12 protein-coding genes are annotated in these 12,752 nt (G+C 63.3%); 9 read left to right on the top strand and 3 right to left on the bottom strand.

Features of this window, described 5'->3' with window-relative positions:
* Window positions 1-29: 29 nt before the first annotated feature.
* Entirely contained in the window at window positions 30-968 is a 939-nt protein-coding gene (locus tag B0G80_RS17025) for a LysR family transcriptional regulator (protein ID WP_116118732.1), read from the bottom strand.
* Between the two features lie 205 nt (window positions 969-1,173).
* The gene (locus B0G80_RS17020; RefSeq protein WP_116118731.1) at window positions 1,174-2,259 is read right to left on the bottom strand and encodes a porin; all 1,086 of its coding nucleotides are present in this window, start codon (window positions 2,257-2,259) and stop codon (window positions 1,174-1,176) included.
* A 124-nt stretch (window positions 2,260-2,383) separates the two neighbouring features.
* On the opposite strand from B0G80_RS17020, the gene B0G80_RS45285 reads away from it, so the two are divergent.
* Window positions 2,384-2,596 carry a hypothetical protein gene (locus B0G80_RS45285; RefSeq protein ID WP_147309868.1) on the top strand — a complete coding sequence of 71 codons (213 nt, stop codon included), beginning with the start codon at window positions 2,384-2,386 and terminating at the stop codon, window positions 2,594-2,596.
* A gap of 366 nt (window positions 2,597-2,962) precedes the next feature.
* Here B0G80_RS45285 and B0G80_RS17015 read toward each other — a convergent pair whose 3' ends face one another.
* Window positions 2,963-3,481, bottom strand: coding sequence for a hypothetical protein (locus B0G80_RS17015; protein WP_258878897.1), 519 nt, complete (start codon window positions 3,479-3,481; stop codon window positions 2,963-2,965).
* Between the two features lie 593 nt (window positions 3,482-4,074).
* Here B0G80_RS17015 and B0G80_RS17010 point away from each other — a divergent pair.
* The 8 genes from B0G80_RS17010 to B0G80_RS16975 all read left to right on the top strand — a co-directional run bounded on the left by B0G80_RS17010 (window position 4,075) and on the right by B0G80_RS16975 (window position 12,508).
* On the top strand, window positions 4,075-5,103 hold the full coding sequence (locus B0G80_RS17010) for a bile acid:sodium symporter family protein (RefSeq protein WP_106283862.1): 1,029 nt from the start codon (window positions 4,075-4,077) through the stop codon (window positions 5,101-5,103).
* A gap of 290 nt (window positions 5,104-5,393) precedes the next feature.
* Window positions 5,394-7,244, top strand: coding sequence for a phosphodiesterase (locus tag B0G80_RS17005; RefSeq protein WP_116118729.1), 1,851 nt, complete (start codon window positions 5,394-5,396; stop codon window positions 7,242-7,244).
* A gap of 194 nt (window positions 7,245-7,438) precedes the next feature.
* The gene (locus tag B0G80_RS17000; protein WP_116118728.1) at window positions 7,439-8,425 is read left to right on the top strand and encodes a LacI family DNA-binding transcriptional regulator; all 987 of its coding nucleotides are present in this window, start codon (window positions 7,439-7,441) and stop codon (window positions 8,423-8,425) included.
* Window positions 8,422-9,705 carry an AGE family epimerase/isomerase gene (locus B0G80_RS16995; protein ID WP_116118727.1) on the top strand — a complete coding sequence of 428 codons (1,284 nt, stop codon included), beginning with the start codon at window positions 8,422-8,424 and terminating at the stop codon, window positions 9,703-9,705. Before B0G80_RS17000 ends, B0G80_RS16995 begins: the two co-directional genes overlap by 4 nt.
* Window positions 9,702-10,619: a carbohydrate kinase gene (locus B0G80_RS16990; RefSeq protein ID WP_106283866.1), complete on the top strand. Its 918-nt coding sequence runs from the start codon at window positions 9,702-9,704 to the stop codon at window positions 10,617-10,619. Before B0G80_RS16995 ends, B0G80_RS16990 begins: the two co-directional genes overlap by 4 nt.
* A gap of 121 nt (window positions 10,620-10,740) precedes the next feature.
* The gene (locus B0G80_RS16985) at window positions 10,741-10,971 is read left to right on the top strand and encodes a hypothetical protein (protein WP_012431490.1); all 231 of its coding nucleotides are present in this window, start codon (window positions 10,741-10,743) and stop codon (window positions 10,969-10,971) included.
* Window positions 10,972-11,051: 80 nt separating this feature from the next.
* Entirely contained in the window at window positions 11,052-11,297 is a 246-nt protein-coding gene (locus tag B0G80_RS16980) for a hypothetical protein (protein ID WP_106283867.1), read from the top strand.
* A gap of 239 nt (window positions 11,298-11,536) precedes the next feature.
* Entirely contained in the window at window positions 11,537-12,508 is a 972-nt protein-coding gene (locus B0G80_RS16975; RefSeq protein WP_116118726.1) for an ion channel, read from the top strand.
* Window positions 12,509-12,752 lie beyond the last annotated feature (244 nt).

The following is a 12,752-nucleotide window of genomic DNA, read 5'->3' as shown; positions in this document are numbered from 1 at the left end:
GGTCACGCTGCCTCGGTGGCCAAAGCCGCCTAGCGCACCGCCAAAGCTTTGATCTGTTCGAGCGACGGCCACAGCGATTCGTTCGCGAACCGTTCGGCGAGAAAGTCGACAAACGAGCGCACCTTGGCCGACAGATGCCGGCGGCTCGCGTAGACCACGTGAATGGGCAGCTCGCGCGGCGGCACGTCGTCCACCAGCAACGGCACAAGGCGCCCCGCGGCCAGATCGTCGCCGATCACTTCGGTGCCGAGCATCGCGATGCCCGCGCCTTGCAGCACGATCACACGCTGCGCTTCCAGATGATTGACGATCAGATTGCCCGTCAAACGCACACGCGCCGAGGCGTCGCCGGTGGCGGGCGCGATTTCGAGCGCCGACACGCCCGCGTATTGCAGATAGTTGTGGCGCGCCAGATCGGCGACCGTCTTCGGCGTGCCGTGGCGCTTCAAATACGCCGGCGACGCGCACAGCACGAGGTGCGCGGTCGCGATCTGCCGCGCGATCAATGAAGAAGACTTCAGCCCGCTCGGCGACGCGCGGATCGCGACATCGAAACCCTCGTCGATCAATTCGACCACGCGGTCCGACAAGGTCATATCGACAGTGACCTGCGGATACTGCGCGGCGTAGTCGGCCACTGCGGCCATCACGTGGCTCAAACCGAATGCCGACAGCGACGACACCCGCAAGCGCCCCTGCGGCACGACGCTCGCCGCGCCGACCACCTGCTCGGCCTCCTCGAGTTCGGTGAGTACCTGGCTCAGCCGCTCGTAGTACTCGCGGCCCGCCTCGGTCGGCGCGACCCGCCGGGTGGTGCGGTTGAGCAGCCGCGCGCCGAGTTGCTGTTCGAGGTGCATCACATGCTTGCTCGCCATGGCCGCCGACATCTCCATGCGTTCAGCCGCGCCCACAAAACTGCCGACTTCGACCACGTGGCGGAACACTTTCATGCTGACGAGGGTATCCATCTCAATCACTCGCTTTGGGAATCAATCGGGATCATTTTGCCGGGTTTATCAAAGACTGGTGGGCAAAACGACTTCCCAAGCGAAAGAATAGCGGCGCGCAGATACAAAAAAACCCGCCTTCCGAAGGAGACGGGTTTGGAAATCAAACTGATGCGTCCGTCGCGCGAAGCCCGCAAGCAGGCGTCGCGCAGTGCCGCCGGGACGCTTAGAACTTCGCGCGCAAGCCGACGCCGTAGGTGTTGCCGCTCGACACGCTGGAAATGTGGTCGTACATGTAGGCGGCGTAGACGTCCGTACGCTTGGACAGCGGATAGTCGTAGCCGACCGCGGCCGTCTGACGGGTCTGGTCGAAGCCGCCGCCGTCGCGCGAGTAGGCGTACGACGCCATCACCGAGCCCGGGCCGAACGGCACCGTCGCGCCGCCTTGCGCCGTGTTCACGTGCCAACTCGTGACCTGCTGGTCGTTGTACGTGTACATGTACTGGCCGAAGAACTTCACGAACTTCAGGTCATACGACAGGCCGACTTGCGCGACGCTCTGGCTTTTCAGGCCGGGTACGCCCGACGTGCCGAAACTGCCGAGATCGCTCGGCACGTTGTTGAAGTTCACGTACTGGTACACCGCCGTGGCCGCGAACGGGCCGTGGAAGTACAGAACCTGGCCGCTCCATTTCTTCGCGCCGTTCTCGGTCGTATTGCCGAGCGCGTACATGGCCGTCGCGCTCAAACCGCTGAAGTTCGGCGACGAGTACGACACCGCGTTGCTCCAGCCCGAGTCGCCGGTCACGCCCTGATCCGTCGAGTAGGTCGGGAACGTGCCGAGGCCCAGGTACGTGTGCCAGACCATCGGCGAGAACTGGTACGAATCCACGAACGGGTTGAACAGAATCGTCGACACGAACAATGGCGTCGTCAGACGGCCGGCCGTGACCGTGCCGTAGGGCGACTCGATACCGACGTACGCGTTACGCGAGAACATCGTATCGCCGGTGAAGCGGCCGTACTGGCCGTTTTGCGCCAGGAAGAAACCTTCCAACGCGAAGATCGCCTTGTAGCCGTTGCCCAGATCCTCCGCCCCTTTCAAGCCCCAATACGAAGTCGACATGCCGCCGCCCGCGACCTGCACCGCCGTCTTGCCGCCCGGGAATTTCTGCGCGCCGACCCATTCGTCGACCTGACCGTAAAGCTGCACGCTCGATTGCGCAAAAGCAGACGATGCACTGGCCAGCAGAGCGGCACACGCGGTTGCCTTGAGGGTGGTCTTCAGCGCACTGCTGATGCTTGTTTTCATGGGTTCTCCTGTCTTTGTCAAAAAGGGTGTGGCTGTGCGAAAGGGGGAGCTCGCGCGAATCATTGTTGTTGTCCGTTCGATCATCGAGCCAATCTGGGCGGGACCATCTTTGCGGACCATTTTTATGAACAAAAATATCGTTGGTTATTGCCGGTATATCGGTCTGATTAGTTTTGTCGCTTATCGGCCTGATAAAGCCTTGGCCGATAGCGCGCCCGCGATGCCGCCGCAAGTTTTGGCGCACCGCGCAAACCGTTGCTCACCTTGCAGCGGACGGATTGATAACGCCTCAGATGACACGCGGATGACGCACCGCCGCAGAAACGACCAAATTTGACGATGGGAGAGGGTGTGCTGCCGAGTATTTTCAAAAAAGTGTGGCGTCGAAACGTCACATCGACGGCGCGCGTCAGGAGTGAAGGCAACGCCGAAGGCTGCTAACTGGCAAATTGAAAGGCAGGCGAAGCGGTGCGGTGCGATGAAGCGATATGAATTCGGGAGGACGAAATAGGCAGAGACGCCTCGCTCGCGGTTCGCGATGAGGCATGCGTAAGGCGTGCGGAATCAGCTACCCAACGGGAGCATTCGGACAATATCGAAGCGTCAGGAAGACAGAAAGAGATGTGTGCGAGGCGCAGCCGGAACGGCAAACACTGGTTGCTCACGCAACAAACCCGATGCACAGCGCACGCAGCGCGTACGCCTAGTTCCGGTAAGGCGAGCCTTCCGATTGGCGCGGGTCGTCGGACTGGCGCTGGATGGCGCGTTGCGAACCGCGTTCTTCGTTGTAGCGAGCGATGTCGGCGCGAATCGAACCGGAGCGAACCGGCGCATTGGCCGGCGGCCGCGGCACCGTCCGCGACTCGGCACTGACTGGCGTGATGGCGCCGGCGTACTGCATGCTGCCGCGGCTGTCGCCGGCATATCCGGCCGGGCCGGCGACCCGGTGCACGCCAGGTTTGTAGACGTCGAAGCCGTCGGCGTAAGTTCCGCCCGCGAAGTTCGCTCCGCCACGCGGCAAACGTGCGTTGCGGTCGGCGTCCCTAGCGCGCACCGGTGCTGCGGTGGGAGCGCCGTAGTAGCGTCCCCCATTGCGCATCTCGCCACCCACGGCGTGATTCGCTTCGGCATGCGAATGGCCGCCGCCACCGCCGCCGTGCGGCACGCCCGACGCTTTCGCATAGGCGAACGAGCACAGCGCGGTGATAACCGCGCCCAACACCCAGTGCCTCGTTCTCGACAACCCGTCCACCCAGTGACTCTCATGCCCGAAGACTTGCCTGAAACCCATCGTTCGAGCTGCGATGGACTTGTTTTGGGATTGGCACGGGCGCTGCGACAGGTTCGCGGCGCGGGTACAACCCGACGGCCTTTGAACCGTAATTTATGGGCACCGGCAAAGGGTGTCGAGCCAAAAAGTGTTAGGCCTCGGACGCGGATGTAACACCTTGTTACTGCGACCTTTTTCCGCCACGGCCCTGCGGGAAAACCGTGAAACCGCTCGGGTTCAATGACTTGGCGCGGCCCGCTCACGCGCTTTTGCATATGACGAATCGTGTGGGATTTTCACCTCGATTGCCAAAAGCGCATAGACCAAACAGATCATGTCGCCAATACTGAAAACGTGAATCAGGGCGCTGTCCGAGATTTTCCGGAACGCGCCTTTTGATGCGCAACCCTCATTAATCAATTCGGCAAATGAATTTGCATATTTAATCGAAAATCAACAACAATAGCGGTTTTTCATAGGCTGGGACGGCGGCTTCACGCGCATGTCCTACGCGCTATTCCGCGTCACCGAATCGAGATTCCGACATGGCTCGCCCGAAACTGCTTCCCGACAACTTCACCCTGTGCCTCGTCGGCACCGTGATCCTTGCCAGCTTGCTGCCGGTACACGGGCAGGCCGCCGTCGGGTTCAACTGGGTGACCAACGTGGCAGTCGGCCTGCTGTTTTTCCTGCACGGCGCCAAGCTCTCACGCGAAGCGATTATTGCGGGCGCGACGCATTGGCGTCTGCATCTTGTAGTGCTGCTCAGTACGTTCGCGCTCTTTCCGCTGCTCGGCCTCGCGCTTAAACCGCTCCTTTCGCCACTTGTCACGCCGGCGCTCTATGCGGGGGTCCTCTTCCTCTGCACGCTGCCGTCTACGGTTCAGTCGTCGATCGCGTTCACGTCCATTGCCAAAGGCAACGTGCCGGCTGCCGTATGCAGCGCGTCGGCCTCGAGCCTGCTCGGTATTTTCATCACACCCGCGCTCGTCAGCCTCGTCGTCACCAATCAGGCGGCCGGCGGCGGCGCTTCGCCGTGGCATACGGTAGGCAACATCGTGCTGCAGCTGTTGGTGCCGTTTGTGGCCGGGCAGTTGTTGCGCCCCCTGATCGGCAAATGGATCGAGCGCAATCGCGGCGTGCTTAAATTTGTCGACCAGGGGTCGATCCTGCTGGTGGTGTACGGCGCGTTCAGCGAGGCCGTCAACGAAGGTCTGTGGCATCAGATTCCGCTCTCTGCCCTCGGCGGCCTGCTGCTGCTGTGCGTCGTGCTGCTCGCACTGGCTCTCGCCGTGACGATATTCGTCAGCAAGCGGCTCGGCTTTAGCCGTGCGGACCAGATCACCATTATCTTCTGCGGGTCGAAGAAGAGTCTCGCCGCCGGCGTGCCGATGGCCAAGGTGATCTTCGCCTCGCATGCGGTGGGCGCCGTCGTTTTGCCGCTGATGCTGTTCCACCAGATCCAGTTGATGGTGTGCGCCGCGCTCGCGCAGCGCTGGGGCGCCCGCGACATGAGCGGCGAGACCCACGCCGCTTCGCGCGAGCGGACCGCCGCCGCCGTCGCCCGCCGGTGAATACGCGCGCAATGCAAACAGGACATTCATAAGCGCCCTCCCTGAGCGTCATTTGAAGAAAGCCGCCTCGCGCGGCTTTTTTGTTATTTCACGCGCAAACGGCGTCGCTGTCGCCTCGGCCGGATGGCATAGGCCGATTCCTGGCAATGCGAAGCCGGACGGGAGCGTTCTTCAGAATGACTCCACGAATATCAACCGCACCAACCCGGTGCAACGGTTCATTAAAACTTCACTTAACTCCAGGCGGGTCCGGCCGATAAGCCGAAGGTCGAACGCTACGCCTACCCGCCATGCAACCTCGCTCGCCCTCCCGACCCGCCGCGCCGCGCGTCGAGGACTTGATCGCCCGGCGTGAGCTGTCCGCCGTGTTCCAGCCGATCATCGATTTCGAAGACGGCGCGATCCTCGGCTATGAAGGTCTGATCCGCGGCCCGGCCGGCACGCCGCTCGAAGCGCCGTTCGCGCTGTTTGCGCAAGCGCTCGCCGAGGGCTGCACGATCGAGCTCGAACGCGCCGCCGCGCGCACCTGCATCGAAGCGTTCGCGCAGCTCGACTTCGACGGAAAGCTGTTTCTGAATTTCAGCGCGGGCGCGATACGTCAGCTGGCCGAGGCGCGCGATGATACGCTCGCGCTGCTGCGTCATCGCGGCGTCGATCCGCAACGGATCGTGGTCGAACTGACCGAGCAGAGCACGATTCTGGATGTGGGCAGTTTCCTGCCGGTGATCACGACGCTGCGCACAACCGGCGCGCAGTTCGCGCTCGACGACTACGGCACCGCGAACGCCAGCATGAATTTGTGGGTGCGGCTGCAGCCGGACGTCGTGAAGATCGACCGCTTCTTCATTCACGACATATCCTGCGACCCGCTCAAGTTCGAAGCCGTGCGCGCGATGCAGCACTTCGCCAGCGCGAGCGGCGCGCGGCTCGTCGCGGAGGGCATTGAAAACGAAGCGGATCTGATCGTGGTGCGCGACATGGGAATCGGCTGCGGGCAGGGCTTTTTCTTCGGCCGCCCGCACGCGCAGCCGGCCCGCCACGTGACCGACGACGCCCGCGACGCGCTGCGCGCGGGTCACATCGCTGTGTTCCCCGAGACCACGCGCACGGTGAGCAGCGCCTCACCTTCGGGCGGCATGGCGTCGGAAAAAATGCTGGTGCACGCGCCCGCGTTGCCGCGCCACGCGACTAACAACGACGTGCTCGAACTGTTCAACCGCCTGCCCGACCTGCACGCCGTCGCGGTGGTCGAACACGACGAACCGGTCGCGCTGATCAACCGCCGCAGCTTCATGGACCGCTACGCGCTGCCGTATCACCGCGAGCTGTTCGGCAAGCGCCCTTGCCTGCTGTTCGCCAATGCGTCGCCGATGATTATCGAGAAATCGATGACCGTCGAGCAGATGGCCAAGCTCCTTGCAAGCGACGATCAGCGCTACCTCGCCGATGGCTTCGTCATCACCGACAACGGCAAATACGTCGGCCTCGGCACCGGCGAGAAGCTCGTGCGCGCGGTCACGGAGGTGCGCATTGAAGCCGCGCGCTACGCGAACCCGCTGACCTTCCTGCCCGGCAACATCCCGATCAGTTCGCACATTGCCCGCCTGCTCGGCAACCACGCCGGCTTCTACGCGTGCTACGTCGACCTGAACCACTTCAAGCCGTTCAACGATCAATACGGCTACTGGCAAGGTGACGAAGTCCTGAAATTCGCCGCCGTCGTACTCGCCGATGCGTGCGATCCCACCCGCGACTTTCTCGGCCACGTCGGCGGCGACGACTTTCTGATCCTGTTCCAGAGCGACGACTGGCGTGAGCGCGTGCTGCGCGCGATTCACGTGTTCAACGAGGGCGCGCAACGCTTCTACGCACCGACCGATCGCCTCGCCGGTGGCATTCACGGTGAAGACCGACGCGGCAACCCGACCTTCTTCGGTTTCGTGACGATGGCGATCGGCTGTGTGCGGGTCGAACCCGCCGACGGCCCGTCGCTCTACAGCAGCGAGGAAATTGCATCCGTAGCGGCGCTGGCCAAGCGGCGCGCGAAACACGAGACGAGCGGTTTCGTGCTGATCGATGCCGACGAAAGCGTGACCTTGTTGCGCGGACAGGCCGAAGCCGCTCATGTTTCGCTCGGGTGAACGAGCGGCATTGAGACCACATCGGGCTTTGTTTAGCTAATTTTACTAAACAGCATATTCCGGGCCAACTCCATTTCCTACGGGTATTTCCCGGTGTCGAGCGGGTGTTTTTCGGGCGGTTCTAAAGCGGTTTTACTATACAATCGCCCGAACCCAAACCCCGTGCGGCCGCCCTTGCGCGTCCGCCTGATTCGATGGCCACAACCATCCGCGACGTCGCCCGCGCGGCCAGCGTGTCGATCGGCACCGTCTCACGCGCATTGAAGAATCAGCCAGGTCTTTCCGAGGCCACCCGCGAGCGCGTCGTCGAAGCGGCGCGCAAGCTCGGCTATGACGCTGCTCAACTGCGCCCGCGCATCCGCCGTCTCACCTTTTTGCTGCATCGTCAGCACAATAATTTCGCCGTCAGTCCGTTCTTCTCGCACGTGCTGCACGGCGTGGAAGACGCCTGCCGCGAGCGCGGTATCGTGCCGTCCGTGCTGACCGCCGGCCCCACCGAAGACGTGATCCAGCAGATGCGCCTGCACGCGCCGGACGCGGTGGCGATCGCCGGTTTCGTCGAGCCGGAAACGCTGACCACGCTGGTGGCCATGCAGCGCCCGCTCGTGCTGATCGACCTGTGGGCGCCCGGCATGCGCTCGGTGAATCTCGACAACGCCGCGGGCGCCATGCTCGCCATGCGGCATCTGTTCGAGCAGCGGCGCAAGCGTGTCGCGTTCATCGGCGGCTCGCTCGCGCACTTCAGCATCGCGCAGCGCGCGCTCGGTTACCGGCGCGCGTTCTTCGAAGCGGGTTTGCTGTTCGACCCGTCTCTGGAAGTCACAATCGACGCCGGCCTCGACCCCGACAGCGGCGCCGCGCGCGCCATGCATCAGCTGCTCGACGCGCCGGGTCCGCGCCCCGACGCCGTGTTTGCCTACAACGACGCCGCCGCGCTCGCCGCGCTGCGCGCGTGCCTCGCGCGCGGACTGCGCGTGCCCGAGGACATTGCCATCATCGGTTTCGACGACATTCCCGCCGCCACCCACGCCACGCCGCCGCTGTCGACCCTCTCGGTCGACAAGGAAGCGCTCGGCCGGCGCGGCGTCGAACTGCTGCTCGAAGACGCACCCGCCGAACTGGAAGTCCGTTTGCCCGTCCATCTCATTGCCCGTGCCAGTACTTTGGTGAAAATGCCATGACGCAATCCGATCCGCTTCACCCCGCTAACGGCGCCGCTGCGGCGCCGCCCGTCGAGAGCTTCCGCTCGCGCGACTTTCTGCTCTCGCATGTGCAGGACACGCTGCGTTTCTACGCGCCGAACGTGTTCGACCCGAGCGGCGGCTTTTTCCATTTCTTCCGCGACGACGGTTCGGTCTACGACAAAACCACGCGGCATCTGGTGAGCAGTTGCCGCTACGTCTTCAACTACGCGATGGCGTATCGCCAGTTCGGCGACCCGCAGCATCTCGAGTACGCGCGCCACGGTTTGCGTTTTTTGCGCGAAGCGCATTGGGACGCGCAGCACGAAGGCTACGACTGGGAACTCGAATGGCACGACGGCAAGAAGCGCACGCTCGACGCGACGCGCCACTGCTACGGCCTTGCGTTCGTGCTGCTCGCCTATTCGCATGCGGCGATGGCCGGCATCCAAGAAGCCAGGCCGATGATCGGCGCCACCTTCGAACTGATGGAACACCGCTTCTGGGACGCCGCCGCGGGCCTCTACGCCGACGAAGCGTCGCCCGACTGGCGGGTCAGTTCGTACCGTGGTCAGAACGCGAACATGCACACCACCGAGGCGCTGCTCGCCGCGCACGAAGCGACCCGGCATCTTGTCTATCTGGATCGCGCGGAGCGCGTGGCGTCGAATATCACGCTGCGCCAGGCGAAGCTGTCGCAAGGCCTGGTGTGGGAGCACTTTCACGCGGACTGGTCGGTCGACTGGCACTACAACGAGGAAGACAGCTCGAACATCTTCCGCCCATGGGGCTTTCAGCCGGGGCACCAGACGGAATGGGCGAAGCTGCTGCTGATTCTCGAGCGCTTCCGTCCGCTGCCGTGGTTGCTGCCGCGCGCCATCGAGCTATTCGACGCCGCCATGACGCACGCGTGGGACGAAGACCACGGCGGCCTCTACTACGGCTTCGGCCCCGACGGCACCGTGTGCGACCACGACAAGTATTTCTGGGTCCAGGCAGAGACCTTCGCGACGGCCGCGCTGCTCGGCAAGCGCACCGGCAACGAACGCTTCTGGGACTGGTACGACGAGATCTGGCGCTATAGCTGGGCGCATTTCGTCGATCACAAGTATGGCGCGTGGTACCGCATCCTCACGTGCGACAACCGCAAGTACAGCGACGAAAAGAGTCCGGCCGGCAAGACCGACTATCACACCATGGGCGCCTGCTACGAAGTACTGGCCCACGCGCTGCCCGACGGGGCGGCCGCTGCGCCCGAATCCGCGGAGCAAACAAAATGAGCAATCCCAGCGCGAACCACGAATTCCCCTTCTTCGTCTCAGCCGGCGACATCCTCACCGATCTCGTGCGCACCGGCACGTCGCAATGGCTCTCGCGTCCGGGCGGCGCCGGCTGGAACGTGGCGCGCTGCGTGGCACGGCTCGGCCTGCCGACCGCGTGCGCGGGATCGTTAGGCGTCGACAACTTCTCCGATGAGTTGTGGAACGCAAGCGTCGCGGCCGGGCTCGACATGCGCTTCATGCAGCGCGTGGAGCGGCCGCCCTTGCTGGCGATCGTCCATCAGACGCATCCGCCCGCGTACTTCTTCATGGGCGAAAACAGCGCCGATCTGGCGTTCGATCCGGCACAACTGCCGGCGGGCTGGATGGGTCAGGTGAAATGGGCGCACTTCGGCTGCATCAGCCTCGTGCGGCAACCGATCGGCAACACGCTCGCGACGCTGGCGGCCGAGTTGCGTTCGCAGGGCGTGAAGATCAGTTTCGATCCCAACTACCGCAATCTGATGGAGCACGGCTACGAGCCCACGTTGCGGAAAATGGCCGCGCTCGCCGATCTGATCAAGGTGTCGGACGAGGACTTGCGCCTGCTGTTCAAGACCGACGACGAAGCGGGCGCACTCGCGCAGTTGCGCGCCATGAATCCGACCGCCACCGTGCTGGTGACGCGCGGACCGGAGACCGCCGTGCTGATAGACGGCGCGATGGTGACCGAGGCACGGCCGCCGCGCGTCGAGGTGGTGGATACGGTCGGCGCGGGCGATGCGTCGATCGGCGGCTTGCTGTTCAGCCTGATGACCGCGCCGCAGCGGGCGTGGCCGGAGCATCTGGCGTTCGCGCTGGCCGCCGGCGCGGCCGCTTGCCGCCATGCCGGCGCCCACGCGCCGTCGCTCGATGAGGTGGTCGCGCTGCTGTAATTCTGTTGCCTTGTGCGGCGCGCATTCTCACCGGCATGGAGCGCCGCCGGGGCGGAGAACGGAAGCTCCATCATCGTGCTAGGATGAAAAAACCGAAACCTTTGGAAGACGGAGAGACGCCATGGACGACATCACCTACACCAAAGGCATTTACACGGCCACTGCCTCCACAAGAGAAGTAGAAAAAGACACCTGGCAGGGCGTGGTCACCCTCTCGCGCGACGAAGGCGACGCAACCGCCGATCAGGAAACCACGCTGTACGAAGTCGAAGCCACTTCGTCGACGCCGGAGGAAGCCCTTGAGGAAGCCAAAGCGCTTGCTCACCGCATCCTCGGAGAAATCGAACTTTAGGCAGCAACCGGCGCCGCGTCTTTCGCGTTCTGGTTTGTCATCGCTCGGCGCCACCCTGAACCAAACGGCCGGAGGCGGTCATGGCTGAACAGCTCTTCCTCTACGGCGTGTATTCGATTCACGTCCGCCCGCTCGAACTCAATGGTGCCCGCTGGGACGCGGAATACGAAATCCGCCATCGCGAGAAAGCCGTCAAACCGTGGACGACGGTAGGCGGCGACAACGGCTACGGCGACGAGACCGAAGCGGTCGCGGCCGCTCATCAGCAAGCCGTCGACGATATCGAACACGGCGCAGGCATTCCCAAGCCGCGAGCCTTTCCGTAAGTTCGCAGCGTGCGCACGCCGCGGTTCGCGTGCGTGACTGCGTGACTGCTGCGTGCTTGCTTCAAAGCGCGGTGCGAGCGCGTTGAAGCCGGTCGATACGCCGGGCGGAAGTACCGTGCAGGCACGGCGAACTCACGGCAGCGACGCACCGTCGCGCCTCGCGCGCCACGCCGAAAATCACCTTTCGCGGACAAGGCGGCGTGCTACGCTTTGGCCGTTTTCATCTCCACGAGTTTGCGATGGCGACCGAACCGTCAGACCGTCCTTCCGGCTTCGGCGACGCTGAAGCTCGTGCATCGACGCGCCGCCCAACAGGCAGCCGCGAATTCCGTCTGGACGATCGCGTGGTCATCGATCACGGCATGCCGACGCCGCTCTGGCAGGATCTCTATCACCGCGCGCTCGTGGTTCGCTGGCCGATTTTTTTCGTATCGCTCGGGGTCTTGTTCCTGCTGCTCAACACCACGTTCGCCGCGCTCTACATGCTGGGCAACGCGCCCATCGCCAATCAGTTTCCCGCCGGTTTTGGCGGCGCGTTTTTCTTCAGCGTCGAGACGCTCGCCACGGTCGGTTATGGCGACATGCATCCGCAAACCGTCTACGCGCACTGGATCGCCACGCTGGAAATTTTTGTCGGCATGTCCGGCATCGCGTTGGCAACGGGGCTCATCTTCGCCCGCTTCTCGCGCCCACACGCCAAGATCATCTTTGCCCGTTACGCGGTGATCCGACCGCTCGACGGACGCATGACGCTCATGGTGCGCTCGGCCAACGCGCGTCAGAACGTGATCGCCGAGGCGCGCGCGCGGCTGCGCATTCTGCGCACGGAAACCACGGTCGAAGGTTATACGTTGCGCAAGCTCTATGACCTGACGCTGGTTCGCGATCAACACCCGGTATTCAAACTGGGCTGGACGGTGATGCACATTGTCGATGAAAGCAGTCCGCTATTCGGCGAGACCGCGGAAACGCTCAATAAACGCGGCACGTTGCTGCTGCTCACACTCGAAGGCATCGACGAGTCGACCTCGCAAACCATGCAGGCGCGCCACACGTGGTCGTGCGACGAGATCTACTGGCAGCACCGTTTCGTCGACATCATGACCGAGAAAGACGGCGTGAGCCATATCGACTACGCGCATTTCAATGAGATCGTGCCGCTCGACGACGCGCCCGTCGCGAGCGCTGCAACGCTGCGGACGTTGCCGTAATCAGGTTCGGACCGCACCAGGGCTTACCCGACTCCGCCCGTTGCGCGGCAGATCCATCTCAAAACTTCATTAAAACGCGCGGGTCTTCGCGCCCATTTGCGACTGTCCGGGCAAAGTAGAAAAAATCCTCTCTCATTGGCGCTAAAAAATAGAGTCTCTTTCGCTGCGTCACCTTCGTGGTCCCCACCACTGCGCGCGGATGCAAACCGCAACTATGTTGCATGGGATCGGAGTAAGCGCTAAA

The sequence above is a fragment of the Paraburkholderia sp. BL6669N2 genome (genome assembly GCF_003387275.1).
Taxonomy (GTDB): domain Bacteria; phylum Pseudomonadota; class Gammaproteobacteria; order Burkholderiales; family Burkholderiaceae; genus Paraburkholderia.
This window is presented reverse-complemented; position numbering and strand designations above follow the sequence as displayed.